This window comes from Vibrio sp. SG41-7 (assembly GCF_014164465.1).
Lineage (GTDB): Bacteria > Pseudomonadota > Gammaproteobacteria > Enterobacterales > Vibrionaceae > Vibrio > Vibrio splendidus.
In genome coordinates, this window is the sequence record NZ_JACJFF010000009.1 from 1 (window position 1) to 25,895 (window position 25,895).

Genomic DNA, 25,895 nt, shown 5'->3' on the forward strand with positions numbered 1-25,895 from the left:
GCCTGGCTTCCCTACTTCATCGCCGATTTTAACCATCGCTTTGCTAAGCCCGCTCAATACCCAAAAGACATGCATCGTCCGGTTCGAGAGTCCAAGCAAGAACTCGACGATATTTTCAGTTGGCAAGAAACTCGTAAGCTCTCAAAGTCACTGACATTTCAATACGATAAAGTGATTTATCTCATTGAGCCTACCGAAGAAAACAGCCGATTAACGCACGAAAACGTCAAGATACTCGACTACCCAAACGGTGAAATCGCCATCCAATACGGGCATCGAAAACTCGAATTCAAAACCTTCGACAAACTCGAGCACGTTCAACAAACCCAAATCGTCGACAACAAACGCCTCGGCCAAGTTTTAAAATTTGCTCAGCAACAACAAGAAGAATTCGAACAACAACAGCAACGAACCCGCAGTAAGAAAGCGCCCAAGCGCCGTGCACAACAAAGAGCCCTTCAAACAGCGCCTCGAGCCATCAACCCTGTCCTCATCGAACCATTCAAATCTTCCAGTCGAAAGACCTAACAAGGGGACATTTCTATTTGGGGCAAATGAGGACATTTTAAAATGGGATTGACAGAGCTTGTTAGAGCAATTTAGTAATGTCCGGTTTGACCCATTTAAAAATGTCCTCCTAAGCTTACCTATATTGGTCTGCTTAGGAGTTATCCGGATGCTTATTACTATAAGTGAAAAAGATATTGTTCCGTCTGTCTAACTTACAACTTCTTGTACTAATGATTCACCGCGCTGTGTGTAAACCTTGTGGGCATTGCTGTCGTTTCTTTTTCAGATTTCACACACGCCACCGTGTTTCTTGTTCGCTGCACACGTTGAATTCTGTTTTGAGTTATCTACTAAGCCAGTTAAGTTTTATCTCGCAGACTCACCAGTAAATTTTCATGCTGAGTTTTTAAACCAAACTTACAGCTTGCTCTAAGTTTGTGCTTGTTGGTTAGATTATTGGATTACTCTGTGTGTTGCTCAGATCTACGTAATGTCACGAACAGACATGTTCACATTGGCTAAGTCACTTTACTGAACTAACAAACATCCACGCTCGCGGTTATTTGCCCTTAGATCATCGCTGGAATGGATTTAGGGTTCACTTTGACCGTGCCACCTTGATCACGCCTGAATTTGCGACCAAACTTAACCTAACTAATCCTCAATAGTTTTGACTGATAATCTATAAGGCTATTTAGTCTTCGACTCTTAACACGACGTTGCCCTGCTCTAGCAGATCAGAAATCGCTTGTTGGTACGCTTCTTCGACAAGAGTTTGTTCCAAACGCGCTCATAATTAGGTAAGACTTGCTGCCGAAAGATAGTCGATACGCCGAAGCTCAATTCACCCTCAATACGGTGTCGTCGAATGGTGACCAATTTGGCCTCAGTCCATGAAGGCACTGGTTTGGTGGGACGTTGAGAATGAAGTGCTTTTTCTTTTTTCACCATGTCGAACCCTCGTCTTCGTAGACCATCAGCCTACCAGAGGTGGCAAAAACGCTTTACTGTTTACTCAGCAAAAATCGACGTAAATCTCGCTCAGCGCGCATGACAAACAAGATGTACACTTTGTCACCTTCTTGCTTGTAGAAAACCCGGCATGGATTCACTACGACTTCGCGATAATTGAGGTGGTCGAGCTCAGGAGGCAGACGCCCTGACTCAGGAAAATCGACGAGGCGTTCAACTTTGTCGAAGACGTTTTGAACGAGTTGTTTGGCTGCGACCAAATTTTCAAGAGCAATGTATTCCGCGATATCGTTAAGGTCAGATAACGCGGGCTCACTCCAAATCACTTCAGCCATTTTGACATCTTGTCTTTAGCTTCGTCATGACTCAGTTCCTTGCCTTCAGAAATGGCACGCTCACCGCGCGCGATCCCTTCAAGGATAGCCAAGCGGTTTTGCATAAACTGATAGTCGTCCACATCAACCAAATACGCAGAAGGTTTGCCATGCTCGGTGATCAACACGGGCTCTTTGGTGTCGTGCAGGTCGGCGAGGATTTTGGTCGCTTGACGCTTAAGGGAGGTAACGAGCTCGACTTTCATGAGAATGACTCCAAAAAAAATCAACTAAGTGACACTATTGTATCACTTTCCATCTGAAAAGTTTAGCGCAGAAAAAGACCGCGGATTACATCATACTCAATCATTTTGCTTATATTCTTCCAGAATGTTAGCTCGACCCTTTTAACGTGATCGCTTTCATAATTCAGTAAAAGTTCATCCGCGTACTTGATGCTGTGTGTATCTGTGATCCTATGGTAAGCCACTCTCATAAACAGTCCAGCGAAAGCAACTAATATTAAATACCAAGCCAAATTAGGAAGGCCAATCGTTAATTCAAAGAGTTCTGTCGTCGTAACTAGTGAGATGAGCGCCACACATAAAAAAGCTGCGGGCAAGGCTGACACCATATACAAGGTGAAGTTTTTTAGTGGTCTATAAAAGTACTCTCGCAACCGCTTTGTTTCATCAACATATTGATCTTTGAAGCGAAACTTTCCTTCTTCACAAACCAAGTACTGACCACCATCTTTGTACAATTCGACGGTACTAGTTGGCTTTTGACTTGATAGCAAAACACAGATTTCATCATAGTTGGCTTCATATTTAAAAAGTAACCGAAACTGTTGTTCGACAACCAATTTCGTTGCAGGGTTAACTGCTTTCTCAAAACTATGGAACAACAGCTCTAAGTTTTTCACCTTGAACTGCTTATGAGACGAAACAAGCTCATGAAAGAATTTCAAGAACGGTAACAGACCAACTAAAACGGCTATTGCTGCCCCAGTTGAAAACCAATCATTTTGTAATAAAGCCATACTTTCCACGCTGATATTAATCCAATATGTCAATTACCACTTAATGGAAGTCACATTCAAAGAAGACAGATTTTAAGCTCTCTATATTTTTTACATTCAAGTTAGCCAATGAAATCATTAAGTTAACTAGTTTTCCCGAGAGACCCCGTTGCAGTACTTCTTGATAGAACCGTGCTTATTACCATCAGAAATTATAAAGCGATCCAAGATTGAGAATCTAAGTTGATGGAGGATATTCGATAACACCCTATGAGCACATACATCACTGTTCGACATGTTATAACGCATTACAAATCAATCAAAAACTAAATGCTATATTATTTGGCCGCAACAGTACTTATATTTGTCCTTACTACCGCAAGGGCAATACTCGTTTCTAGAAGGTGTAAGAAACTTCGTTACCGGCTCATCTTTCTCATTAAGTTGCTGATTGTAAATTTGCTCTACGGTGTTGTTAATAATGATATTTATGTCTTGATCTGAAGACTTGCCCTGTAATAGCGGAGCAACCATCGTAAAAAACGTTAACAGTAAGGTAATAAATGCATACAATTCTGTACGTGTTTTAGGCAAATATGATGAGATACCGGATAACTCAGGTACCTCCTGTTCTATTTTGGTTTTTACTTCCTCACGACTTAACTTCTGCTCCCGAGCGTCATGAAGAACTTTTGTGTATTTTGCAAATTGCTCCAAAGTTTTTCTCGGTGCATCGAGAATTTCAATCACATTCCCTATAACATTAAATACACCATCAGGAATACTTCCTTGATTCCCACATTTAGGACATGGGCCTGATTTACACCCCTTCATAGATATCCCCGAGCAGTTTTCAAAATAAAAGCCTGACGGAAATGGAGTTCCACAACTATCACAAAAAGCAGGAATTACTGGCATATAGCCTCCTATTATCACTGCGAACCTTAAAGAAGTGTTACCACATAGCTCTCTATCTATCCTGAGCTAAGGAGAAAACATTATAATCATAAACCTTATTTATAACAGTGATTTAAATCATTGGATATCAAACTAGATGCTAATGTTAGAGTCTCTTATGAATAAAATGTAAAAAGAGCCACTTTTATAAGAAAGTAACTCCTTGGATTAATGATCTTTATCGGCGTTTCTTATAACGCTTTCAGGTCGTGTTAGCCTTTAGCACTCGCCCATTTCTAAGCGTGTATCCCTTCTTTAACTGGCCATTTTGCTTGCGGCCTTTTCACTTATAACCTTTCTTAACCATTCGGATCCTCCAGTTTTCGTATCCGTTGCTCTTGGTCTTGTTGCACTCGCTTTATCCAATTGATGTCCGTTTTCAAACCCGTAATCGTGCCAAGGCTTGATACTCCACCGACTACAAACCAATAAGGGTTAGGGATGTTCTGTAGAGCATTGAAGCCTTGTTCGACATATGGCGTGTAATTGGGAATGAAAGGCTCTCATAGACAACAAAGTGTTTCGATAAAACGAGTTCCAAAAAGTGACACTGCAACATAACAGCCCTCCACTTTAATTGATGAACAGTAACAGTGGCCTCATAACTCGTTGTCACAGCAAGCCATAAAACTCGCACACACTACTCTGATTACAACGAACCGAGCCACTTCAAATATAACTGTATAAATATACAGTTATATTGCTACCCCCGTAAAAACCGCACTTATTGAGCAAATAACATTCAGTATCAAGGCTCTGCGTTCGAATTTTAAACTTCCATTTGGTTAAATGAATCTCTTTCCTGTATAACCTCAGCTCTGCGTTAGTTCTAGGTATACCGATTCCACCTAAGGCGATACTCAAATAGAATATTCGATTGCGCCAACTCTAAGGCATTGCGCATTACATTCGAATCACATGTACGGGTTAGTATCATGAGCGACAAAGCATTCCGAAAACTCAACATATTCCTTTCGATTTTTTGCCTAGCAATCACGCTAGTGTCGTTGATCTCTTTTAATACGCTCATGAATAAGAGCTACGTTATTACACCCGACAAATACCCTACACGCGTTAACACAGACAGAGACCACGATGGTGGCACCGTAGGCTCATTACATAAGTCAGAAGATGGAATTGAGTTACAGTGTGACTTTGAACGGACCTATAGCTTACCCTTCTGTGAAATTGAATTCGTTATATCGATACAAGGTAAAGGGCTCGATCTCTCTACGTACGATTCGGTCACCATTAATATGGATTACCAAGGCCAAGAAGACCCAAGGTTTCGCTTCTACATTCGTAATTACGACAAGAATTACAGCGTGAAAGGCGATGCTATGTCGAATAAGTTCAATCGCTTAGACTTCTCGTTACCAGATAAAAACCACACGACTTAAACTACTTCAACGTTCCTTTTTGGTGGATTGATCATTACAACCAACCTATTACTAGTAGCGCGGTAGACATTACAAACGCGGTGTCTGTCGAGCTCGGGCTTGGAGCGAGCACGCTAGATGGACACCATTCACTTAAGATCTCGAGCATTGTTTTCCACGGTAAAGTCATCAGCAAAGCTTTGTTAGGTGAACTCTTAATTGGATTATGGGTGACCTATGCCATCTGTTATGTAGGCTGTGCATTACACATCGCACAGCGAAGCAAAACGCGCGCAGCAGAGCAACAACGCTATTTAACCCAAGAAATTGAAGATCTAAAGGTAAAGGCAACAACCGATCCGTTGACCGGATGTAGAAACCGAACCGAAGCGTTAGATACCTTCTATGATTTCGAATGGCTGGCGCAACAAGGAAAAACGATTCACATCGCGTTGTTTGATTTAGACCATTTTAAGCAGATCAATGATCAACATGGCCATGAAGTGGGTGACAAAGTACTTATTCAGTTTGTCGCAACTGCGAACGAGAGCCTTGGTGAGCAGTATTTACTTTATCGCTGGGGTGGTGAGGAGTTTCTTTTAGTTTGCCTGGAACAAACTGCGCTACAGTGTAACGAATCTATCGATAATTTTTACCTAGCAATGGACCAAAGCCCTTGGCCTAAAGCGCTTCAAGTAACGACTTCGACCGGAGTAACACAGCTTAAACAGCATGAATCGATACGTACTGCCATCAAACGTGCAGACAAAGCGCTCTACCAAGCGAAAGACAACGGACGAAACCAAGTCGTTACGTTTTATTAAGGCTCGCTAGACTGGACTGCAGCTACACATCCAACTTTCAGCCACTACTCAATCAACACGCAATTAATACCTTGTCGATATCTACTCTCCACCTAAGCACCCGTTAAATTTTTAACCGCAGACTAAATAAGCTCATAAGCTTTGGTGTCTCATCAGCATTCTAATCGATTCGTATGCCTATAAGCGCGCTCTCGCCATCTGCTATAACACCATCGTAATAACGCCATCAATATCATTCTCAGGTTGATACGTATCGTTCCTGAATCGCTCTATAAACAGCTCTTCCGTACACCTCTAAGCTTCTAACCACTTGTTTTAAAAGTCCACATATTTGGCTAGTAAAGCACGCTCTAACCAGTGGTTAGTCACTCGCGGTATCGGTTTTGAACATTACCGTCGTCACTTATCTCGCACTGTTCTTAGATGAAATCCTCATTTGTCTGCTTCTGAACAATTCATGCACTCGTACCTACTAAAAATAGAAGTCACAACGTCACTAGCCTTAAAAAACGCCATATATTTAACCACTTAGACGTGGTGGCATAAATGCTGACACCTAAAGTGGCGATTGTTTTACTTTCAGATCTTGCTGTAATTTAATTACAAACCAAAGCCAAGGAAAGCCTGAAAAGTGGATTACTCCGACGTAACTTGCTGAATATGCGGTATTTAATGGTTTTTGGTAGAACGGGATTTAGGGTAACTAAAGAGTTGGGATGTACGAGATAATATACTAGAGGGTAATATATTTAGTTATGGTGCATTAGGGGGTTAAAAAAGAAGGGCTGATGCCCTACTCTTCTTTATTACTCATTTCTTCACGAATTTGCTCAGCAACGATTTTGATAGCTTGTGCTGTGCTGATGCCCTGAGTCATCATTTCTTGAATTCGTTCAACAGCTTTCTGTTGTTCTTCGTGAGAAAGGGTTGGTAAGTCGTTTAGCATGCTCTGCTCCTTTATTTAGGAGCAGAACTATATAAGGACTGTTAGTAACTAGCAAGGAAATTGATTGAAGCACCCATTGCATTTTCGTTTGTGTAGTTTGCACTTAGATCTAACTGGAACAAGTTGAGTGGCGAGATACCAATACCGGCTGTGACTGTTCCTTCCGAATCAGAGTAAGCCAGGTTCTTGTAGTACCCTCCCCTTAACTTAAGCTGACGTAGAAGATCGACTTCGGTACCAACACGAATCATCTGTTCGTTATCAGCAAACGAAGTAAACTTCTCAGTCTCGTTTAGGTCGTAATCAACACTGAAAGAAAAGTAATCCGATACAATGCCAGCACCCACTGTGTATACCGGTTCAAGTTGGTAAGTGTATTTACCGCCAACTTGGTGTGTCGCACTACTTGTGCTGCTGTTTAACGTTCTCGTCGTATCTTTGGTTTCGATATCTCGAGAAATTAAATTAGTTGCTGCAACACCCACTCGGAACGGGCCGAAGAACCAAAGCGCACCAGCATCCATGTTAAATGCAGTTTCGCCGTCACTGTTTTCTCTTACATCAGATAAGTCGTAATCATCAACCGATGCAACATAGTTGTACGTGTAAATACGTTGGATTTTAGGTGTGATACCAAATGAGATGTGTTGACCCATAAAGGTTTGGTATTTTGCTAAAGAAAGGCCGACTTCTGCGACACCGATTGAAACCGCTTCAACGGTAGACAGTTCCACTTTATCTGCATCTGAACCTGTTGTGTAAACGTTAGGTGTTGCAAATGATTCTGTGTAGGCTTTAGCGAAAAGGTTTGCCGCGATAAACTGATTAGGAAGAGCAAAGGCGACTACACCACCCAGTTCAACATTGGCTTGGTTGCCATCCAATTTGTTCAGCGCCGCATCGAGTTCTGCGGTGTTTGATGCATCAACAACACTATCGATGTTCGATTTCATGTCGTTGGGGTCGTTATAGCTACCACCAAAACTTGGCGTGATCATTCCCATATCATCGTTACGACGATAAATGGCAACAAGTGCTGGGTTATAGAATGGAGCGGTTAGGAAGTTTGCTGAAACAACACCAACACCACCCATCGCATCACCACGCGCTTCAATGGCGTAGTTTGCTGCTGAAAGAGGAAGACTGGCGAATGCAATTGATGCTGCGAGTAGTTTAGTCGTATTTTTCATGCCGTTTATCTTTGTTAGATCCCTTACATAGTTAACGGCTCAATTCTAAATTACTTTAACTCTTCTTCGCTAGAAATATCATAAGTTTTACTGATAGTTTGTGCTTGTTCTATCGCTATGTCACCTTGCCAGCGTGAATGCACCATTGAAACCGCCAAAACGTAGCGATCATTGGGAAGTTCTTCGCCAGTTAGGTTCATTGGATAATCAGATTCATAGCTCTTGCCCCACACCTGCTCATAGTGTTCATCGACGTAATCGTACAAACCAATTTCGAGCTTAGGAAGCGGACAATAAGGATTCAGCAGTTCTTTTTTATCGATGCGCCACGTGTCTTTTGATGCCCAACGAACTTGCTGGCGAAAAGCAACGTCACCAAGAATAATCCAAGTACTCCATGAATTACCGCCATCACCTTTCACACTTAAACGATACAGGCCTGACTCAAGTTGAGATGCTAAATTGTAACGCTTGCGGTATAGGCTCACCGATGCGTTGTTTACCACTTCACTGTCTTTGGTTAGCTCACTGTCCGATGAAACAATCTTATCGACCCATTTCTCGAAGGTAATATCTTGAATGTTGTTTTCGGATTCAACATCAATCGATACGCGAAAAGTATCTCGGCCAGGGCTTTGAATGATGTGTCTTTTAACGACGACTGAACTGATCCAATCTGGGAGTGTTTTTCTGGTGAGGGTTTTACCACAATCTTTGTTCAATGCTTGATCGAACAGCTCATTGAGGTGATCTTCTCGTGATTGAGAAGAGTTGATTTGCCAAACTTCCACTAGTGAATCAAACATCTGAGGTAAGTCATTATCCAACAGGTGTTTATGAACTTGAGTTAGAGTATCGCTACTCTTAAACCAATCTGCAGCTTGCGCGGTATTCACCACGCAAGACAACATTAATAGTGGAAGTAAGGCTTTTTTCATTACGCTTTCATCTTGTAACCAACGCCACGCAGCGTTTCGATTTCTAGACCCGGCAGTTTCTGTCTTAGTTGCAGAACGTGCGTGTCTACCGTACGTGTTGTTGGGAAATGGTTGTAACCCCATACATGGTCAAGCAGCTCATCACGAGTGAATACACGGCCAAGGTTGCTTGCCAAAAATAGCAGTAGGTCAAACTCAGTACGCGTTAGGGTGACTTCCAGTTCATTGAAAAACACTTCACGTGTCGCTTTATCGATAACTAGATTTTGAGCCATCACTTTTGATGCATCTTGATCTTCAGCATCAGGCAGGCGTAACTGCGCGCGAATTCGAGCAAACAATTCAGCTTCAGCGAAAGGCTTAGTTAGATAGTCGTTTGCACCTGAGTCTAGGCCCGCAACTTTGTCTTTTACTGTGACGAGAGCCGTTAGCAAAATAACTGGGATGTCTTTCTTTTTCTTCCAACCTGGAAGTGAATCTACTGAGTCACCATCAGGAAGTTGACGGTCTAGAATCACTAGGTCCGCTTGTTCCCAGTAGCCTTCAACTTCAGAGATCAGTTCTGCATGCAAACATTCATATCCAGCTTGCTCAAGGCTAACTAATAAACCGTCAGCTAAATTTTTATCATCTTCAACGAGAAGCAATGTCTGTTTCACAAGGTATCTCCAAAATAAATGTTGTTGGGGGGCCGATAAGCGTCATGTGACCGCCCATTTTTCCGACCATAGATTCCACTATCGTCAGACCTAAACCGAGTCCACTCTTACTTACGAATGGCTTTCTTAGTTGCCCCCAATCTTTGCGGGACAAGTCTCCATTATCTATAACTTTGAATGTCAGCTTCTTGTCAGAAGTATTCAGTTCTAGTATCACTGGTGCGACACCGTATTTAACGGCGTTTCTGATCAGGTTGTCGATGCACGTTCCTAACCAATATACGTTTATTTTTGCAGCAATATCTTTGTTTACACGGAGTTCAATACCCGGTGCAAATTCTTCTTCAACTTTGTATTGAAGCCACTCTTCAACGCTTGGTACCCACTCTGTTGCGAGCGGTTGGTTGTCTGATTGCAAATAGTCTTTACTTGCTTCTGCCAACTGTCTTAAACGGCGTGTATCTTCACACAGCCTACGAAACTCATCATATACTGATTCTGGTAAGTGTTCGAACTCGCGTCTGAACCCTTCAACCGTCAATGACAAACTTGCAATCGGCGTTCTTAATTCGTGCGTTAGGATTTGAAGCACCAGCATGCGGCTCTTCATCTCTTGTTTCTTACTGTTCCAACGGTAAACTGCCCACCCCAAAACAAGCATGATGTTGGCGAGCACCAAGATAAACATGGCGACTTGCAGAAGCTCTGAATGATCTTCTATTTCCCAACATACATTACCGCGCTGAACAAAACAGCTTTTGCCTTCTGAAGATAAACTGAACGATAATCCAGAAAGTGTCGCGTTTTCATTCCAGTCTGATTCTTTGTACAGGTAATATCTGTCGCCGCGTTTTACCCACATTTCGTCAAGCTCGACAAACATGCTCGCACCGGCTAACAGTGCCGTGATGGCCTCACTGTCCATGTTCTGTAAACGAGATAACAGTTCATCATGTTCAGTATTTGGACGCTCCTGAATATGCATAAAGCGTTTCAAAGAGTCGAACTTGTCAGGATACTTCTCTACGTATCGCGCCGCATAGGAACCACCGCCAGGGTGAATTAGGCCACTACGGCTGAACCAACGATCAGAAAGCTTGGTTCCTTTACACATTGCACGAGTAAAGACCAAAGGCTCGGTGATCAACGGGCTTAACGGTAATTTCCCGCTACAGGTTTTTGATAACTGGTATAAACGCTGTATGTCTTTTAATGGGTACTCTGCGGTTTGTGGCAGCATAGAAGACGGCATGATCAAACGTGTTGGATAATCAGCCTGCAACAATCGAATATCATAAGATTCGATTGCGGTTTCATGATCAAAGAGTTTGGTGAAATTATCGATACGCTCAGGTAAAGAGTCAGCAAGTGCGTTTGCAGACACAGATAACGTAGCGATAAGAAGAGTAAATGTTCTTTTGATGATCACAAACCAACGCAAATTCATATAGATCAAACAAATATATACCATTCGCTATCAAAGATAAATTTTTAACCGCATGAAAAACAGTGGGAATGGTGAGTTATAGCGATAAATCCCATCATATTAGGATTGTGTTGCACAGGCGTACTCGCTAGCTGATTGATGAATCCAGCCAACATTCGAATGGGTTTCCTTGCCCTGTTCGTGGTTGTTTTTGGTTTAGGCTAAGTTCTGAGGATCAAAAAAAGGAGCTCAAATGAGCTCCTAGTCTGGTTATTACATGGTGCTTAGAAAGCATTAGAAAACTATTAGAAATCTTCTTAGTAAGCTCTTGGAAATCTTCTTAAAAAACTTCTTAACAAGAGATTAGAAAGTGCTTTCTATAGATGTTCTAGAATGCCTAAGCAGCTCTGTTTAGCATCACCAAACAGCATCTGCGTATTCTCTTTGAAGAACAGTGGGTTTTGCACACCGGCATAACCTGTGTTCATCGAACGCTTGAATACGATAACATTCTGAGCATTCCAAACTTCAAGTACTGGCATACCAGCAATTGGGCTGTTTGGATCTTCAAGTGCTGCAGGGTTCACGGTGTCATTTGCACCAATAACCAATACAGTATCTGTCTCATCGAAGTCATCATTGATTTCGTCCATTTCAAGAACGATATCGTAAGGCACTTTTGCTTCAGCAAGTAGTACATTCATGTGACCCGGTAACCTACCAGCAACTGGGTGGATACCAAATCGAACTTTGATGCCCTGCGCTCTTAGCTTGTCAGTGATTTCATGCACTGGGTATTGAGCTTGAGCTACTGCCATGCCGTACCCTGGAGTGATGATGACTGACTTTGAGTTTTTCAACATGTCTGCCACATCTTCAGCTGATGTTTCGCGGTGTTCACCCTGCTCTTCATCGCCATCAGATACAACCACGTCTTGGCCGAATCCACCAGCGATAACACTAATGAACGAACGGTTCATCGCCTTACACATGATGTAAGACAGAATCGCACCTGATGAACCTACCAACGCACCGGTTACGATAAGCAGATCGTTCGCAAGCATGAAACCTGCGGCCGCTGCTGCCCAACCAGAGTACGAGTTCAGCATAGAAACAACCACTGGCATATCTGCGCCGCCAATCGATGCCACTAGGTGGTAACCGAATGCGAATGCGATAAGAGTCATCACCATTAATGCGAACATGCTGCCGTCAGCTTTAACGAACATGATCATGAGTAATGTAGAAGCAACGATAGCCGCTAGGTTCCACTTATGCTTATGAGGGATATTCAGTGCCGACGAAGAGATAACGCCGCGAAGCTTACCAAATGCAACAATAGAACCGGTGAAGGTTACCGCACCGATAAACACGCCTAGGAACACTTCCACTAAGTGGATAACGTGCTCTGCATGCGTTGCCGCTTCTGGTGCATCAATGTAGCTGTTGTAACCAACAAGTACCGCCGCCATACCTACGAAGCTGTGCAGAATTGCCACCAGCTCTGGCATTTCGGTCATTTCTACTTTCTTCGCGAAGTGGATACCAATACCACCACCGATCACCATCGCAATGATGATCCACACAATTCCAGCAGAATGAGGGCCAAAGATCGTCGCGATCAGCGCGATTGCCATACCCGTGATACCGTAATAGTTACCTGCACGTGCAGATTCCTGTTTCGATAACCCGGCCAAGCTCATTATAAAGAATACAGCAGCAACAATATAAGCTGCTTGTACTAATCCTTCAGACATCTGTTACTCCTTAGTCTTTACGGAACATTTCAAGCATACGTTTGGTCACGGTAAAGCCACCAAAGATATTGATACTTGCAATTAATACGGCAATAAATGATAAGAATGTGACGACGCCACTTCCTTGTCCTATCTGTAACAGTGCGCCTACTACAATTATCCCTGAAATCGCGTTAGTTACGGACATCAGAGGTGTATGCAGTGAATGGCTTACATTCCAAACTACGTAATAACCCACCACACAAGCGAGAACAAAAACGGTAAAGTGAGATAAGAACGCAGCAGGAGCAACCGAAGCTATCCAAGCAAAAGCACCTACAGCAACTGCCATACCCGCCGCTTTCTTAATTGGAGAGACAGGTTCTTGAACTTTTGGTTCAGGTCTAACCGCTTTAGGCTTAGCTTGTTGTTGTGGTTGAGCAGAAACTTGAATTGGTGGAGCTGGCCAAGTCACTTCGCCCTCTTTAACCACCGTTACGCCACGTAAGACGACATCTTCAAAGTCGATATTGATGTTGCCATCTTTCTCTTTGCAAAGCAGTTTCAGCAGGTTAACTAAGTTAGTCGCATATAGCTGAGATGATTGAGTCGGCAGTCGACCAACCATATCGGTGTAACCTACCACTTTCACGCCATTAGCGGTTGTGATCACTTGGTCTGCAACCGTGTATTCACAGTTGCCGCCATTGGCTGCCGCAAGGTCTACAATCACACTACCTGCACTCATGCTGTCTACCATCTCTTTGGTAATCAGCTTCGGAGCCGGGCGACCTGGAATCAGAGCGGTTGTAATGATGATATCAACGTCTTTCGCTTGAGCTGCATAAAGCTCTTCCGCTTTCTTGTTGAATGCTTCAGACATCTCTTTTGCGTAGCCATCACCCGCGCTGGTATCTTCCTTGAAATCCACTTCCAAGAATTCAGCACCCATCGACTCAACTTGTTCTTTTACTTCAGGACGAACATCGAATGAACGAACGATCGCACCTAAGCTACCCGCAGCGCCGATTGCCGCTAGGCCAGCAACACCCGCACCTGCAACCAGTACTTTTGCTGGTGGAACTTTACCTGCCGCCGTAATTTGACCCGTGAAGAATCGACCAAATTCATGCGCCGCTTCAACAACAGCACGATAACCCGCGATGTTTGCCATAGAACTCAATGCATCTAACGCCTGAGCTCTTGAAATTCGTGGTACAGAATCCATCGCCATCACGTTGATGTTGCGAGTAGACAATTGTTCCATCAATTCTGGATTTTGAGCAGGCCAAATAAAGCTGACCAATGTTGCGCCATCTTTAAGTAGATCGATTTCGTTTTTAGACTCGTCAACGATCGGAGCGTTAACTTTAAAGATAATATCGGATTTCCAAGCTTCATCTGCAGTAACAACTTTTGCTCCAGCTTGTTCATAAGCTGCATCTTCAAAACTTGCTAACGCACCTGCTTGTGATTCAACACAAACTTCAAACCCTAATTTTAGAAGCTGTTCTACCGATTTCGGCGAAGCAGCGACTCGCGTTTCACCTGCGAGTGTTTCTCTTGGTACACCAATTTGCATAGCTATTCCTTGACTATTGGCACGAATGACTTATTCGTTTGTATCTAACGACAACTAATACTTCAAGCGTTTTGTTCAAAGAACAGGAAAAGTTATTACTTATAACGATTTGGATGGAATTTGAGCGCTTCATTTGAAGAAATGACGACCATCTCGAACTAAGAGGTCAAACCACTTGCAAATAATCCTTTAAATAACAACTTACTAGCTGTTCTTTGTCCCTAAAACTAAAAAGAGCTTTCAGCATATACACTGAAAGCTCTCTAAATTATGACCAACATCAATTCTAACCCTATTTGGTTAGCTAAATATATTGTCGCCCATTTGGTCGATGAACATCTGCGATTTTTTTAGCATCAATTCATCGGCATCTTGTTTGTTTGAAACAACATCTGAACGAATAAAACGATGAGTTTTGATTTCACCGTCGAATTCTTTCTCGATTCGCCCAGCAACACGGTATTGACCAGATTCTGCAATGGCATCTTGATAGATATTGAAACCTTTATATTCCACTGGCTCAATCTCTACTTTTTGTTCGGTTTTTTCTTTGCCACCAAATAATCTAGAAAAGAATCCCACGTTTTTTACTCCTTAAATGACCGTATTAACCCTAAACTATCACGACTGTTTACGGTTCAACAATGGCTTTTCATACCATTGCAATTCTACATCATCATCAAAATTGTGTTGACTAAATATAACGGGCACATTGTCGTCACGTTCGCGTCTTCTATCGTCAATAATCATACTTTCAGCATTCTTGACCGCGATCTCACTATTTCGTTTATAGAGTACCAATTTGTCTTCTGGCAATGCCGAAAGAAAATCGATATCGAAACGAATATAGATGGGCTTAAGTTGACCTAAAGCCAAACACGCCAGATCAGCCAACTGTTCGTTGTTATAACTAGACACATATTCCTCGGTAGCCAAGACCTGACCCACCAGCGTTTCCATATAGTTGTGAACATCAACACTAATTTGCATACCACACCTCCATTTGTAGCTATAACGACAGATCGAGTTCTAGCCTGATTGGCAACGACCTACATATTGTTACCTTACTATACCCTACTCATTACTACAGATTTACTAACTGCATGTTAACTAACTATAACGACTAATTAATTTCTCATATATACTGTGTAGTTGGTTCTATGGTTAATAGCAACTCAAATACATATAAAAATGGTTGCACCATTAGCGACCTATGACTATGTTTTTTCTCTGATTTAAGTAAAAAGCTTGGCATTCGCTTGTTTAACCGTATCCTACGTATAAAATTAAATTACAAGATCATCAGTATAATTAGGCTCACCACGTAAATGGCATCTTCTTTTGTAACGTCGAGCATGTTTCGATTTTGCTTCCCTCTATTTTTATTGGCAATTTTATTCGCTGGTATGAACAACGTCATTCTCGTGACGGATTCAAACCTAGGGTTTGCTAGCAACCTTCCATATATCTTATTGAGCGTTGCTGTTTTGCTATGCCATACATTCAGACAAGGACGCATGGCCATGGTGTCATTAACCATGCTAGTAGCCTACCTGATCATCCAAGTTCGCTTGCAAACCCCTTTGAACACTGGAACCACCTTATTAGAGCTGTCGTTACTTGCGGCATTAGTACCGGTCACTTGCTTATTGGTGTATGCCTTCCCGGATAACGGTGTCAATTCAAAGTCGATGCTCCTCTACGCCATCGTTCTCGTGCTGTTTATGGTTTGGGCACAATTGATCGTTTCTCATTTCCACGCTGGCGGTTTTGAATCATGGAGTGAAGGCCTACTGTTCATTGTTAGAGACTTCTCCAAACTGCCTTTTGTTTTGGTGTTGTATAGCCTTTGCTTGCTTGGCCTTACAGCCATCCTAGTGCTGGTGTACAACCGTTCTATTGATGTTGTCGTTTATAGCACTATCTTGCTGTCCTCTTGTACGTTCATCTTCTTTGACGTGCAGTACATCTCTAGCACTATGTTTTCCTTATCAGGCACGTTGATCATCGTCTATGTGATGTCTGCTAGCCACGATATGGCTTTTAATGACCAACTGACTAACATTCCAGGTCGACACGCCTTAGAAGTCGATATGAAGCACTTAGGCCGTAAATATTCGATGGCGATGGTTGATATCGATCACTTCAAGAAATTTAACGATACCTATGGCCATGACATTGGCGACGATGTGCTGAAACTAGTGGCTCGTATTCTTAGAGAAACCACCGGTGGTGCGAAAGCGTATCGCTATGGTGGAGAAGAGTTCACGATTATTTTTAAAGGCAAATACACGGAACAGGTGAAAGAGCACCTTCAAGTTCTAATTTCAGAGATCCAAAACTACGACATGACCATTCGAAATAGCCACGAGCGTCCTGATGACCATGAAGTGGGTATCAAAAATCGTGGTCAGAACGGGAAACCATCGGAAGTGGTGAATGTGACGGTGAGTATTGGGCTGTCTGATAGCACAACCACCAAGCATCCTGAAGAAGTATTGAAGCTTGCTGACAAGGCACTCTACAAAGCGAAAGAAACCGGCCGAAACAAGCTGTGTGTCGATAGCTAAACGTAAGTATCGATAACTAGACTAGAGGGAGCTTAATCTTGGTTAAAGAAAATAACTAAGCTCCCGCCTTTCAAACTACTTCCGTAATTGATCGTAAACCCTATTCCCACATTATCGACCCAGTCATTAAACAGGTTTGGGTTAAGCAACCAACCTACGCTGCCCTCGTAGTAAGATGTTGTGCCCATAGAAGCCACGGTGTCACCTCCTATATCAATTCTTCTTATACTCGAGTACATCGATGTGATGTTTTTATCCCAACGGACCAGATCATAGAAAATCTTGGCTTCATTGGCGATATACCAACCTTCAGGGTGGCCGACATTGCCATTATTGGCTTCTCCCCATCCGAAGCCATTAAAGTAATGCCAACTGGTACTGAGTTTGTATCTTCCCCAATCATTTTTGTCTTCAAAGGTCAGCTTGATCTTGGGCTCAATTATGTATGCCCATGCATCGGTATTGTAATAGACCCCGTCCAACTGTTCTTGAATAGGCTCAAGTAATGGAGATCGATATTCGAAGTCATTGCGGTAATAAGAAATATGATTACCAATTGCAGAGCTGAAACTCCAGTGTTCGTTGAGTTGAGACACATTGGCAAACGCCACGTAACCAGAAATCACTGACTCTTTTTGAAAGTCACTTTTGATTGTTGACGCATATTCTACATCATTCTCAATTCGTAACGCTGACAGGCGTAGCGTTACCTCTTGATGGTTGTCTTCAATGTAACTTGGCAGTTCAAATGTGTAAGGAAGACTGAGGGATGTGATGTTTTGTCGACGACTCACCGAATCGTTCGAACCAATGTCTTCATTGTCCAAACTCAGCACTTTGTTCGGGTCGAAGTTATTAATACCAAAAGTAAAAACATCGGTATCGTTAAGTAATACACTGGTGGCAAAGCGCTGCTCTAGTTCCTTTCTGAAAAGATCAGACACGGAGTTAGCATTAGCGGTGGTTGGCACTACAGTTAAAAATAGAGGAGCCGCGGTAAAAAATAGAGGAACCGCAAGCGTCCAACATGTGCTAGTCACATAAAATGACTTTGAATCTGGCATTTCTCTTATCACTTAAAGCACTTCCTAGCTAAAACGCCAGTAAAGTATAAATTCAAATATCTCAAAGAGCTCGCCAACTAACGAGCAAGCTCCAAAATGTTGCGCTGTATGAAGGTATTTCTGCCACTTTGTTTCGCTTGGTAAAGCGCTTGATCGACCTTTTCGTAAATAGAGGCGGTAGATTCTCCCCCATCAGGCACGAATGAGAGCACACCTTGTGACGCTGTCACTCTATCGGATACCGTTGAGTGCTCATGAGCGTAGTTCATTTCATGCAACGCTTCTTTTATACGTGTCGCCTGCAACATAGCAGCATCGCTGTCTGTGTCACTTAGGATAAGGACAAACTCTTCACCGCCGTAGCGACCGACAAACTCTCCCGCACGCACAAAAAGCTGCTTCAAGGTACCGGCAAGCCCTTGCAAGCACTTATCCCCTTGAATATGACCGTAATTATCGTTGTAAGGCTTAAAGAAGTCTACATCTAGAAGTATGACAGTCATGGGGATATTACGTCTTCCGTGCCACGCAATGCTCTCTTCAAGCTTAGTATCCATATATCGACGGTTATACAATTTAGTCAGGCCATCTTCATTGGCTTGTTGCTGCAGGAGAATATTCAGTTCTTCGAGCTTGGCGGTACTCTGTTTTAACTCTCGTCTCATGTGCGCAATACGCTGCATCGCAATCAACTTAGAGTTCAAAACAACTTTGTTTACCGGTTTGATTAGATAATCATCACCACCGGCATCAATCGCTTTCGCGATCATCTCCGGCTCTTCATGACCACTCAAAAAGATGATAGGAACCCATTCTGGGAATTGGCCACGAACCTCATTAGCCACTTCAAATCCATCCATGTCTGGCATGCTAATATCAAGTAACACGAGTTCAGGGTCAAAATCAGAATAAACATTCAGGGCTTCTTTTCCGCTACCAACAGCTTCTACAACATGACCCAATTGCTTGAGTCGAATAGCGAGTTGCATCCTGTCTAGTTGAACGTCATCAACCAGCAATATGCGCATCGAAGATCCCTTTTCTATCATCACATCACCTTTATCTAGTGTTGAATATTCAAAGTAGCTCAAATTTGGGCTTAAATCATGCCCTAATCTCTATATTATATTGACTTTTTTACAGATCTTTTTAGCATTGTTTCTTTTTAAAGAGAAATACTATGTCAGACGCTACAAACAACGAAGTACAAGAAATCGATTTAACCACTATCTCACCAGAGCTTCGCCAAGTTATCGAATTTGATGAAGTGCCTAAAGAGATGCACAACATGGTTACTTCTATTCATGAGGTGTCTGAAGAAGCAGTGCGTGAAACTTGGAGCAGCCTTCCAGCAAGCGCACAAAATGTTTTGGACAACTTTGAGCAATTCCACGCTCTAATCTCTGTTAGCCAAGCTTTCGCTGGTGTAAACATGATGGAGGAGTTCCCTACTCTTAAACTTCCAGAAGGCATGTCTGATGAAGAAAAAGAAGAGTACCGAGCTCAACTGCTTGACCAAATTTTACATAACTGTGTAAAAGACATGGCTAAGCAAATCAAGAAAGCGCGCCGTGATGCTATCTTGAAGCGTGATTTCAAAGAAGTTTTCATCCGCTAAGCTATTCATCACACCTAAATTTGGGTTGAATGCTTAACGAAAACTTAATGATTAAGCCGTATGTTATTTAAAACATGCGGCTTTTTTGTACCTGCCGCTTTTTCTGTTCGTTGCTTGAGAGCTTCGCTCACAATATGTTTGTGTTTTTGCCACTGAAGCTCTTGTCAGTGTCGCTTTTGACATTCGACAAATAAGCAATATGCCTTAACACTCATACAGTGTGGCGCAAAACTGGCAGTTATACCGTAAAAAAATGACGCATGTATCCATTCATGGAATCAAGATCAATATTCATATCGCGGACAAGTATTCATATTGCAGACAAGCATCACACTCGCTGGCAAGCAGCAAGCAGCAAGCAGCAAGCATCACTGACAAACGTTACACTCGCTGACAAGCAGTAAGTACCGCTGACAAACGTTAAATTCGCAGACAAACAGTAAGCATCGCTGAAAAGCAGTAAACATAGAAAAGACAATGATCGAACTTATCTCACTCATTGCCTCAAAGGTCGTGCCTGAATCAGTGCGTGACGGCAATATCTCGCTGGGCGACACTCACACCTTTAATTTGAGCGTAGACTTGCTGGCCGATTTCCAAACTCAACTCGTCCAGAGCCCACAAGGTTATGGTAGCCCACAAGTAACAACCAGGCTCTAGCTCCAGTTCTACTGCAACACTCTGCTTGTTTGAGCCTTGCTGGTGCGTCTCTACGCTTTTAATGGTCACAGGGAGGATATTACGTATAGAAGTGCCTTGTGGCTGTTCTAGCGTGATAGAGACATCATTTGCCCTAACTTGTAACCTTACCGCAGCTCCAATGTCGCTCGACACCTTCTGAACCCACAACGATGTCGATTTACCAAGCTTCAGTCGAGATAACGCGTAATCGTCATTGTGCTCAGCTAGCGTCCCCTCAAACAATGAACTTTGTTCTGAGAATGATTGCCACGGCTGCATGGCTCTTGAAGCCCACACTTCTTCCGTCACACCCGACGAAATGACTTTGCCTTGCTCTATGATCACAAGGTGATTCGCTAAGCGTAGGATCTCATTAAGGCTGTGCGTCACGTAGATGATTGGAATATTCACTGTTTCAGAGAGGTTTTCCAGAAACGGCATCACTTCACGCTTACGAGGTAAGTCGAGAGAGGCCAATGGCTCATCCATCAACAAAATACTCGGCTTAGACAACAAAGCACGTCCAATTGCCACACGTTGCTTCTCACCGCCAGACAGGCGAGCTGGATAGCGATCAAGCAATGAGTCCAAAGACAACAGCGAGACTATTTGCTCAAAGTGCGCTTTGTCAGCACCTTTCATGCCGTACTTAAGATTCGCCGCGACTTTCATGTGCGGGAACAATCGCGATTCTTGGAACACATAACCAACGTTGCGTTTGTGGGTTGGCAAATTAATGCCATTACGACTATCAAACAGAGTGGTTCCAGATACGCTGATCAAGCCTTTGTCTGGCTGTTTAAGGCCACTAATCGCATTGATGAGGGAGGTTTTCCCCGCACCAGAACGACCAAAAATCGCTGTAATTCCGCTGCTAGGGAGTTCTAAGTCTATATCGAAAAAGGTTTCACCAAGCTGCTGCTGATATTGAAGGATCAAAGCACTCATGCATTTCCTCCCAAGCGTTTTGCTGACTTTTTGTTGAGCCACTCAGATAGCATTAATGAACCAAGCGCTATCACAATTGAAATGACACACAAACGCGCCGCTTCCATCTCCGCGCCAGGGGTTTCGATAAAGGTATACATGGCCAATGGAATGGTTTGAGTTTCACCGGGAATATTTGAAACGAAGCTGATGGTCGCACCAAACTCACCTAGGCTTCTTGCGAATGAAAGCATTGTGCCGGTAATGATCCCAGGGATCATCAAGGGTAAAGTGATGGTGAAAAACACACGAAGAGGTGAAGCGCCCAATGTGGCTGCGGCCTCTTCCAGTTTACTGTCTACGGTTTCTAGGCTCAGACGAATAGATCGAACCATCAATGGCAGCGCGACAACAACACACGCGAGTGCCGCGCCCTTCCAGCTAAAACTGAATACGATACCAAACACGTCATTAAGCCAAGAGCCAATAACGCCTTGTCTGCCCATCATCACTAGCAACAAGTAACCGATGACCACAGGTGGAAGCACCAAAGGCAAATAGACAATACTTTCTACAATGCTTTTGCCCACAAATTGTTTCTTAGCAAGCAACCATGCCAAGCCGATGCCGATAGGAATAAGCCACAAGATGGCAAACCCAGCGACTTTCAAGCTCAGCATTAAGGCTTGGTATTCGTATTCCGATAAATACATCATTTAACGCACTTCAAATCCAAAACTGTTCAAGGTGTCCTTCGCTTTTTCGCTATTTAGGAAAGTATAAAACTCTTCTGCGACGACTTTATCGCTCAATTTCGCTACAGGGTAACGTATTGGCGTATGTAAATTTGATGGGAACGTCGACACGAGGTTCACTTCTTTAGAAAGCAACGCATCTGTTTTGTAGACAATGCCAAGCTTAGCTTCACTACGCTCTACCAAAGCCAGTGCCATACGAACATTGTTACTTGGTGCCAATCGAGTCTTCACATCGTCCCAGACACCTAACGTTTCTAGCGCTTCTTTCGCATAGATACCCGCAGGAACCGACATGGTGTTGCCAACCGCAAGTCTTTCATTCGTTAGTAGTTTAGCCCATTGGTCACCGTTTGAGAGATCTAAAGATATTGGCGACTCTTTCGGGGAAATCAGCACCAGTTCGTTTTCGCACAAATTTGTGACATTGTCACTAGAAACCAATTGACGATCGACTAAATGCGTCATCCATTTTTCGTTTGCCGAGATAAAGATGTCTGCTGGCGCGCCTCTTTCGATTTGGCGTACCAAAGATGACGTGCTCGCATAGACTGGAATAACATCGACAGAATGATCTTTCTCAAACTCTTCGACCAACAAGTTAACCGCATTCGTCATCGACGATGCAGCGTAAACTCGTAGCTTTTCCGCAGCCAAAAGATGACTAGAACTCAATGCCGAAGTTAAGGCGATGGTTAAAAGGATGACTCGCTTTTTCATTGTGATCACTTATCTATTGTTCGTTTCAGTTCTTGAGATCGCTTTTAAGTCAGACTCACGGTTTAACGTAAGCTAAAGCTATTAACGCAAGCTAAAGCTTTTAACTCTGACTGAAGCTATTAAGTCAGACATGAGCTTTTGAGTTCAGGCTAAAGCTTTTAAATTCAGACCTAAATGGTTAATTCCGGCCAAAGCAAGTCAAGATTTAAATGCTCTTCGATGGCATCAGTGATTCGATTGATACCCAGCTCTTTAAGCTGTTCATGGTCAATCGCTGTTACGTCGTTGGCTCCTGCCCATTCGCAAATAAGCGACAACGCATCGCTGTTATCGAATACGCCATGCAGGTAAGTACCAAAAATCGAGTTATCTTGATTCACAGCGCCATCAAGGCTGCCTGATTCTAACTGAACCGGTAATGCTATTTCTTTGACATCAGTCCTACCTACGTGGATCTCATACCCTTTTACTTGTGCTGTTTTGCCATCAAGTGTCATGGTGCCGCGCACGTTTGTTAAGGTTTTCTGTTGTGTTAGCGTCGTTTCAGTATCGAGATATCCTAACCCTTCGCTGCTTCCGGGCTCACCTTCAACGCCATCAGGATCGTGGATGATGTTACCTAACATTTGGTATCCGCCGCAGATACCCATCACTTTGCCGCCTAAACGCAGGTGGCGTTGAATATCTTTATCCCAGCCTTGTTGCTTTAGATAATCCAAATCTGCTCTTACCGATTTTGTACCCGGCAAGATAATTAAATCTGCACTGTTTACACGTTCACCTTTACCGACATAACGTAAATCAATGGAAGGATTAAGTCTTAACGCGTCGAAGTCCGTATGGTTGCTGATTCGGGTTAGCACTGGTACCACGACTTTAAGTTTAGCTTCTCCGTCAGACTCTTGGGCTGAGGTAATGGCATCTTCCGCTTCTAGGTTGAAACCATGCAGATATGGCAATACACCAATCACAGGCTTGCCGGTTTTCTCTTCTAACCAATCAAGTCCAGATTGAAGTAACGCGATATCGCCTCTAAAGCGGTTTATCACAAAGCCTTTTACGCGAGCTTGTTCAGATTCAGATAACAACTCTAATGTGCCGTAGAGGTGCGCAAAAACGCCACCACGGTCAATATCGGCAACGATGATCACTGGGATGTCCGCTTTCTCGGCAAATCCCATGTTAGCGATATCATTTTCGCGAAGATTGATTTCGGCTGGGCTACCCGCACCTTCAATCATCACGCTTTCGTATTCTTCAGAAAGTCGGTCAAACGAATCAATAACCGTATCCATCGCCACTTTCTTGTAATCATGATAGCCCGTAGCTTCCATATTACTGATCGCTCGGCCTTGCAGAATCACTTGTGCGCCAGTATCTGAATTGGGTTTTAGCAATACCGGATTCATGTGAACAGTAGGTTCAATGTTACAAGCTTGCGCCTGAACGGCTTGAGCGCGACCAATTTCGCCGCCATCTTTTGTCACCGCACTGTTTAACGCCATGTTTTGTGGCTTAAAAGGTGCCACTTTGATTCCTTTCCTTGCCAAAACACGGCATAAACCTGCCACCAAAACACTTTTTCCGGCATCTGACGTTGTCCCTTGAACCATAAGGGCGTTTAACGGTGATCGCATCTGTACTTAAATCCTTAATTTCTTAATTTCTTAATTTTCAATTTATAGCTGTAGGCAATATTTCTCTGCCTCCATCTTAACGTCATTGCCGAGTAGATGCTCAATAAAATGAATGGAAAATGAATGTGTTACTCACTCTGGATTCAACCCCAGTGTTGTTTAATAGCTCCATCGAAACGAAGCTTATGAACGATAAGCAGCGCATCAACAAATAAAACGTACTAACGAAAAGAAACGTTTCAAATTCAGAGAAACGTTTCTACTGAAAACAACATTAAGGGATTCACCATGAAAACAACTGTATTAGCTATCGCATCTACTATTATCCTTGCCCCTACTTTCGCAATGGCTAGTGACCACCACAGCAGCAATAGCAACAATAGCAATAGCAAGCATGAGAGCGCTATCGCTTACACAGGGCCGATTGAAACCGTTTCTGTTGCGACACTACTTGCAGACACAAGCATGTTCGCAGAGCAAGAAGCGATTGTAGATGGCAAAATTGTTCGTCAGCTAAAGAATGATACATTTGTCTTCTCTGATGGACAGAGTGAAATTCAAATCGAATTGGATGATGATATCCGCCTAGCACAACCGCTAACTGCTGATACTAAAGTACGTATCTTTGGCGAATACGAAGGCGGCAAGACACCGGAAATCGAAGTGGATCATATCCAAGTTCTATAAGCGATAAATACAAAACATACTGACTTCAAATAATTGGCCTGCATATTGCAGGCTTTTTTGTATTATACTGCCGAAAAATACAATTTATATGGAGTCACCATGCTAGGTTGCACGAATAAGACTGTCCTTTTAGGACTAGCTGCACTGTGTTCATTCTCTGCGTCTGCAAACAACTTTAACTACAACACATTCGAGCTACGCATGGGGGCTAGCCCTAGTACATTTGGTGGTGAGTTCACAACACTATTTACTCAAAATGCCCACCTAATAGGTCGATTTGATAGTGGCTTCGAGAATGATTGGGATGCTGCGGCAGGTGTAGGTTTTAACGGTCCTATTAGTCAGTTTGCTGATATGTATGGTCAAATGTTGTTACACAATATCGAACGCAATGACGAGAATAATATCAAGACCGAAGTGAATATTGGCGTAAAGGCATGGATCATTGCTAACGTTGAAGTGAACGCTCGATTTGGTCAACTAATTGACAACGATGGTAGTAATTCTATTGTTGGTTTCGGCGCTCGATTTCATTCAACCGACCAGCTATCTGTTGGTGTTGATATGCGAAATAATGGCACTTACGGCCACCAAATCTTAATGTCGGCTCGATTCGGCTTCTAAACTAGATTCGGTCCCTTAGTTAAACTCTGTTTCTTAGCTAAATTCCATTTATAAGTAGTGATATAGAGATCCGAATTTAAAAAGCCCCAAGCATAATCATGCTCGGGGCTTTTTATTGCTAGCTGTTATCGCTCGTTCTTAGCCATCTTGAGGGTGAA

23 protein-coding genes and 2 pseudogenes are annotated in these 25,895 nt (G+C 43.0%); 6 read left to right on the forward strand and 19 right to left on the reverse strand.

Translation table 11 applies throughout. From position 1 onward, the window contains the following. Window positions 1-528 (forward strand): annotated as a pseudogene (locus H5300_RS03805) (transposase); the annotation flags it as partial. A 986-nt stretch (window positions 529-1,514) separates the two neighbouring features. On the opposite strand, the gene H5300_RS03815 reads toward H5300_RS03805, so the two are convergent. From H5300_RS03815 to H5300_RS03830, 4 genes are all read right to left on the reverse strand, one after another. Continuing rightward, window positions 1,515-1,817: a type II toxin-antitoxin system RelE/ParE family toxin gene (locus H5300_RS03815; RefSeq protein WP_017093597.1), complete on the reverse strand. Its 303-nt coding sequence runs from the start codon at window positions 1,815-1,817 to the stop codon at window positions 1,515-1,517. Next, window positions 1,805-2,062: a type II toxin-antitoxin system Phd/YefM family antitoxin gene (locus H5300_RS03820; RefSeq protein WP_017093596.1), complete on the reverse strand. Its 258-nt coding sequence runs from the start codon at window positions 2,060-2,062 to the stop codon at window positions 1,805-1,807. Before H5300_RS03820 ends, H5300_RS03815 begins: the two co-directional genes overlap by 13 nt. 62 nt (window positions 2,063-2,124) lie before the next feature. Further along, complete coding sequence (locus H5300_RS03825) at window positions 2,125-2,838, reverse strand: hypothetical protein (RefSeq protein WP_017093595.1); 714 nt, start codon at window positions 2,836-2,838, stop codon at window positions 2,125-2,127. A gap of 312 nt (window positions 2,839-3,150) precedes the next feature. Beyond that, a complete protein-coding gene (locus H5300_RS03830; protein ID WP_182795462.1) occupies window positions 3,151-3,735 on the reverse strand; it encodes an SEC-C metal-binding domain-containing protein in 585 nt (194 codons plus the stop codon). A gap of 935 nt (window positions 3,736-4,670) precedes the next feature. Here H5300_RS03830 and H5300_RS03835 point away from each other — a divergent pair. Next, window positions 4,671-5,977 (forward strand): annotated as a pseudogene (locus H5300_RS03835) (GGDEF domain-containing protein). A gap of 793 nt (window positions 5,978-6,770) precedes the next feature. Here H5300_RS03835 and H5300_RS03840 read toward each other — a convergent pair. From H5300_RS03840 to H5300_RS03880, 9 genes are all read right to left on the reverse strand, one after another. Further along, window positions 6,771-6,923 (reverse strand): YoaH family protein, encoded by a 153-nt coding sequence (locus H5300_RS03840; RefSeq protein WP_004731009.1) that lies wholly within the window; start codon window positions 6,921-6,923, stop codon window positions 6,771-6,773. A gap of 41 nt (window positions 6,924-6,964) precedes the next feature. After that, complete coding sequence (locus H5300_RS03845) at window positions 6,965-8,113, reverse strand: conjugal transfer protein TraF (RefSeq protein WP_017079243.1); 1,149 nt, start codon at window positions 8,111-8,113, stop codon at window positions 6,965-6,967. A gap of 50 nt (window positions 8,114-8,163) precedes the next feature. Further along, window positions 8,164-9,051, reverse strand: coding sequence for a DUF2861 family protein (locus H5300_RS03850; protein WP_017082176.1), 888 nt, complete (start codon window positions 9,049-9,051; stop codon window positions 8,164-8,166). Beyond that, window positions 9,051-9,710: a response regulator transcription factor VxrB gene (vxrB, locus tag H5300_RS03855; protein WP_009845363.1), complete on the reverse strand. Its 660-nt coding sequence runs from the start codon at window positions 9,708-9,710 to the stop codon at window positions 9,051-9,053. Before vxrB ends, H5300_RS03850 begins: the two co-directional genes overlap by 1 nt. Beyond that, entirely contained in the window at window positions 9,685-11,157 is a 1,473-nt protein-coding gene (gene vxrA / locus H5300_RS03860; RefSeq protein WP_017081079.1) for a sensor histidine kinase VxrA, read from the reverse strand. The genes vxrB and vxrA overlap by 26 nt, the downstream gene beginning before the upstream one ends. A gap of 356 nt (window positions 11,158-11,513) precedes the next feature. Then, on the reverse strand, window positions 11,514-12,893 hold the full coding sequence (gene pntB / locus H5300_RS03865; RefSeq protein WP_017079246.1) for a Re/Si-specific NAD(P)(+) transhydrogenase subunit beta: 1,380 nt from the start codon (window positions 12,891-12,893) through the stop codon (window positions 11,514-11,516). A 10-nt stretch (window positions 12,894-12,903) separates the two neighbouring features. Then, window positions 12,904-14,454, reverse strand: a complete 1,551-nt coding sequence (pntA, locus tag H5300_RS03870; RefSeq protein WP_102542195.1) for a Re/Si-specific NAD(P)(+) transhydrogenase subunit alpha — start codon at window positions 14,452-14,454, stop codon at window positions 12,904-12,906. Window positions 14,455-14,754: 300 nt separating this feature from the next. After that, window positions 14,755-15,036, reverse strand: coding sequence for an HlyU family transcriptional regulator (locus tag H5300_RS03875; RefSeq protein ID WP_004731023.1), 282 nt, complete (start codon window positions 15,034-15,036; stop codon window positions 14,755-14,757). 39 nt (window positions 15,037-15,075) lie between these two features. Then, the gene (locus H5300_RS03880; protein WP_004731025.1) at window positions 15,076-15,444 is read right to left on the reverse strand and encodes a late competence development ComFB family protein; all 369 of its coding nucleotides are present in this window, start codon (window positions 15,442-15,444) and stop codon (window positions 15,076-15,078) included. 338 nt (window positions 15,445-15,782) lie between these two features. Between H5300_RS03880 and H5300_RS03885 the strand changes: the two genes are divergently transcribed. Then, window positions 15,783-17,024, forward strand: a complete 1,242-nt coding sequence (locus tag H5300_RS03885) for a GGDEF domain-containing protein (protein WP_017079247.1) — start codon at window positions 15,783-15,785, stop codon at window positions 17,022-17,024. Between the two features lie 32 nt (window positions 17,025-17,056). Here H5300_RS03885 and H5300_RS03890 read toward each other — a convergent pair whose 3' ends face one another. Beyond that, entirely contained in the window at window positions 17,057-18,088 is a 1,032-nt protein-coding gene (locus tag H5300_RS03890) for a Solitary outer membrane autotransporter beta-barrel domain (RefSeq protein ID WP_182795463.1), read from the reverse strand. A 77-nt stretch (window positions 18,089-18,165) separates the two neighbouring features. Further along, window positions 18,166-19,137: a diguanylate cyclase gene (locus H5300_RS03895; RefSeq protein ID WP_017079249.1), complete on the reverse strand. Its 972-nt coding sequence runs from the start codon at window positions 19,135-19,137 to the stop codon at window positions 18,166-18,168. A 131-nt stretch (window positions 19,138-19,268) separates the two neighbouring features. On the opposite strand from H5300_RS03895, the gene H5300_RS03900 reads away from it, so the two are divergent. Continuing rightward, window positions 19,269-19,706 (forward strand): DUF3069 domain-containing protein, encoded by a 438-nt coding sequence (locus tag H5300_RS03900; RefSeq protein ID WP_004731036.1) that lies wholly within the window; start codon window positions 19,269-19,271, stop codon window positions 19,704-19,706. A gap of 522 nt (window positions 19,707-20,228) precedes the next feature. Here H5300_RS03900 and modC read toward each other — a convergent pair. The 4 genes from modC to H5300_RS03920 all read right to left on the reverse strand — a co-directional run bounded on the left by modC (window position 20,229) and on the right by H5300_RS03920 (window position 24,426). Further along, window positions 20,229-21,335 (reverse strand): molybdenum ABC transporter ATP-binding protein ModC, encoded by a 1,107-nt coding sequence (gene modC / locus H5300_RS03905; protein ID WP_004731038.1) that lies wholly within the window; start codon window positions 21,333-21,335, stop codon window positions 20,229-20,231. Further along, on the reverse strand, window positions 21,332-22,030 hold the full coding sequence (gene modB / locus H5300_RS03910; protein ID WP_182795464.1) for a molybdate ABC transporter permease subunit: 699 nt from the start codon (window positions 22,028-22,030) through the stop codon (window positions 21,332-21,334). Before modB ends, modC begins: the two co-directional genes overlap by 4 nt. Further along, complete coding sequence (gene modA / locus H5300_RS03915) at window positions 22,031-22,789, reverse strand: molybdate ABC transporter substrate-binding protein (RefSeq protein ID WP_054543074.1); 759 nt, start codon at window positions 22,787-22,789, stop codon at window positions 22,031-22,033. It lies immediately after the preceding gene. Window positions 22,790-22,959: 170 nt separating this feature from the next. Further along, window positions 22,960-24,426, reverse strand: a complete 1,467-nt coding sequence (locus H5300_RS03920; protein ID WP_182795465.1) for a cobyric acid synthase — start codon at window positions 24,424-24,426, stop codon at window positions 22,960-22,962. A gap of 288 nt (window positions 24,427-24,714) precedes the next feature. Here H5300_RS03920 and H5300_RS03925 point away from each other — a divergent pair, with 288 nt between their 5' ends. Beyond that, window positions 24,715-25,113 carry a YgiW/YdeI family stress tolerance OB fold protein gene (locus H5300_RS03925; RefSeq protein ID WP_102496871.1) on the forward strand — a complete coding sequence of 133 codons (399 nt, stop codon included), beginning with the start codon at window positions 24,715-24,717 and terminating at the stop codon, window positions 25,111-25,113. A 99-nt stretch (window positions 25,114-25,212) separates the two neighbouring features. Then, window positions 25,213-25,737 carry a hypothetical protein gene (locus H5300_RS03930; protein ID WP_182795466.1) on the forward strand — a complete coding sequence of 175 codons (525 nt, stop codon included), beginning with the start codon at window positions 25,213-25,215 and terminating at the stop codon, window positions 25,735-25,737. The last annotated feature ends 158 nt before the right edge of the window (window positions 25,738-25,895 follow it).

Excerpts from the sequence above, each read along its gene's own strand:
- H5300_RS03850 (WP_017082176.1), bottom strand. The coding sequence starts at position 9,051 with ATGAAAAAAGCCTTACTTCCACTATTAATGTTGTCTTGCGTGGTGAAT.
- H5300_RS03925 (WP_102496871.1), top strand. The coding sequence starts at position 24,715 with ATGAAAACAACTGTATTAGCTATCGCATCTACTATTATCCTTGCCCCT.
- H5300_RS03845 (WP_017079243.1), bottom strand. The coding sequence starts at position 8,113 with ATGAAAAATACGACTAAACTACTCGCAGCATCAATTGCATTCGCCAGT.
- vxrA (WP_017081079.1), bottom strand. The coding sequence starts at position 11,157 with ATGAATTTGCGTTGGTTTGTGATCATCAAAAGAACATTTACTCTTCTT.
- H5300_RS03815 (WP_017093597.1), bottom strand. The coding sequence starts at position 1,817 with ATGGCTGAAGTGATTTGGAGTGAGCCCGCGTTATCTGACCTTAACGAT.
- pntB (WP_017079246.1), bottom strand. The coding sequence starts at position 12,893 with ATGTCTGAAGGATTAGTACAAGCAGCTTATATTGTTGCTGCTGTATTC.
- modC (WP_004731038.1), bottom strand. The coding sequence starts at position 21,335 with ATGAGTGCTTTGATCCTTCAATATCAGCAGCAGCTTGGTGAAACCTTT.
- H5300_RS03890 (WP_182795463.1), bottom strand. The coding sequence starts at position 18,088 with ATGCCAGATTCAAAGTCATTTTATGTGACTAGCACATGTTGGACGCTT.
- H5300_RS03825 (WP_017093595.1), bottom strand. The coding sequence starts at position 2,838 with ATGGCTTTATTACAAAATGATTGGTTTTCAACTGGGGCAGCAATAGCC.
- modB (WP_182795464.1), bottom strand. The coding sequence starts at position 22,030 with ATGATGTATTTATCGGAATACGAATACCAAGCCTTAATGCTGAGCTTG.
- H5300_RS03895 (WP_017079249.1), bottom strand. The coding sequence starts at position 19,137 with ATGATAGAAAAGGGATCTTCGATGCGCATATTGCTGGTTGATGACGTT.
- H5300_RS03820 (WP_017093596.1), bottom strand. The coding sequence starts at position 2,062 with ATGAAAGTCGAGCTCGTTACCTCCCTTAAGCGTCAAGCGACCAAAATC.
- H5300_RS03900 (WP_004731036.1), top strand. The coding sequence starts at position 19,269 with ATGTCAGACGCTACAAACAACGAAGTACAAGAAATCGATTTAACCACT.
- H5300_RS03830 (WP_182795462.1), bottom strand. The coding sequence starts at position 3,735 with ATGCCAGTAATTCCTGCTTTTTGTGATAGTTGTGGAACTCCATTTCCG.
- H5300_RS03920 (WP_182795465.1), bottom strand. The coding sequence starts at position 24,426 with ATGCGATCACCGTTAAACGCCCTTATGGTTCAAGGGACAACGTCAGAT.
- modA (WP_054543074.1), bottom strand. The coding sequence starts at position 22,789 with ATGAAAAAGCGAGTCATCCTTTTAACCATCGCCTTAACTTCGGCATTG.
- H5300_RS03885 (WP_017079247.1), top strand. The coding sequence starts at position 15,783 with ATGGCATCTTCTTTTGTAACGTCGAGCATGTTTCGATTTTGCTTCCCT.
- H5300_RS03930 (WP_182795466.1), top strand. The coding sequence starts at position 25,213 with ATGCTAGGTTGCACGAATAAGACTGTCCTTTTAGGACTAGCTGCACTG.
- H5300_RS03840 (WP_004731009.1), bottom strand. The coding sequence starts at position 6,923 with ATGCTAAACGACTTACCAACCCTTTCTCACGAAGAACAACAGAAAGCT.
- H5300_RS03880 (WP_004731025.1), bottom strand. The coding sequence starts at position 15,444 with ATGCAAATTAGTGTTGATGTTCACAACTATATGGAAACGCTGGTGGGT.
- pntA (WP_102542195.1), bottom strand. The coding sequence starts at position 14,454 with ATGCAAATTGGTGTACCAAGAGAAACACTCGCAGGTGAAACGCGAGTC.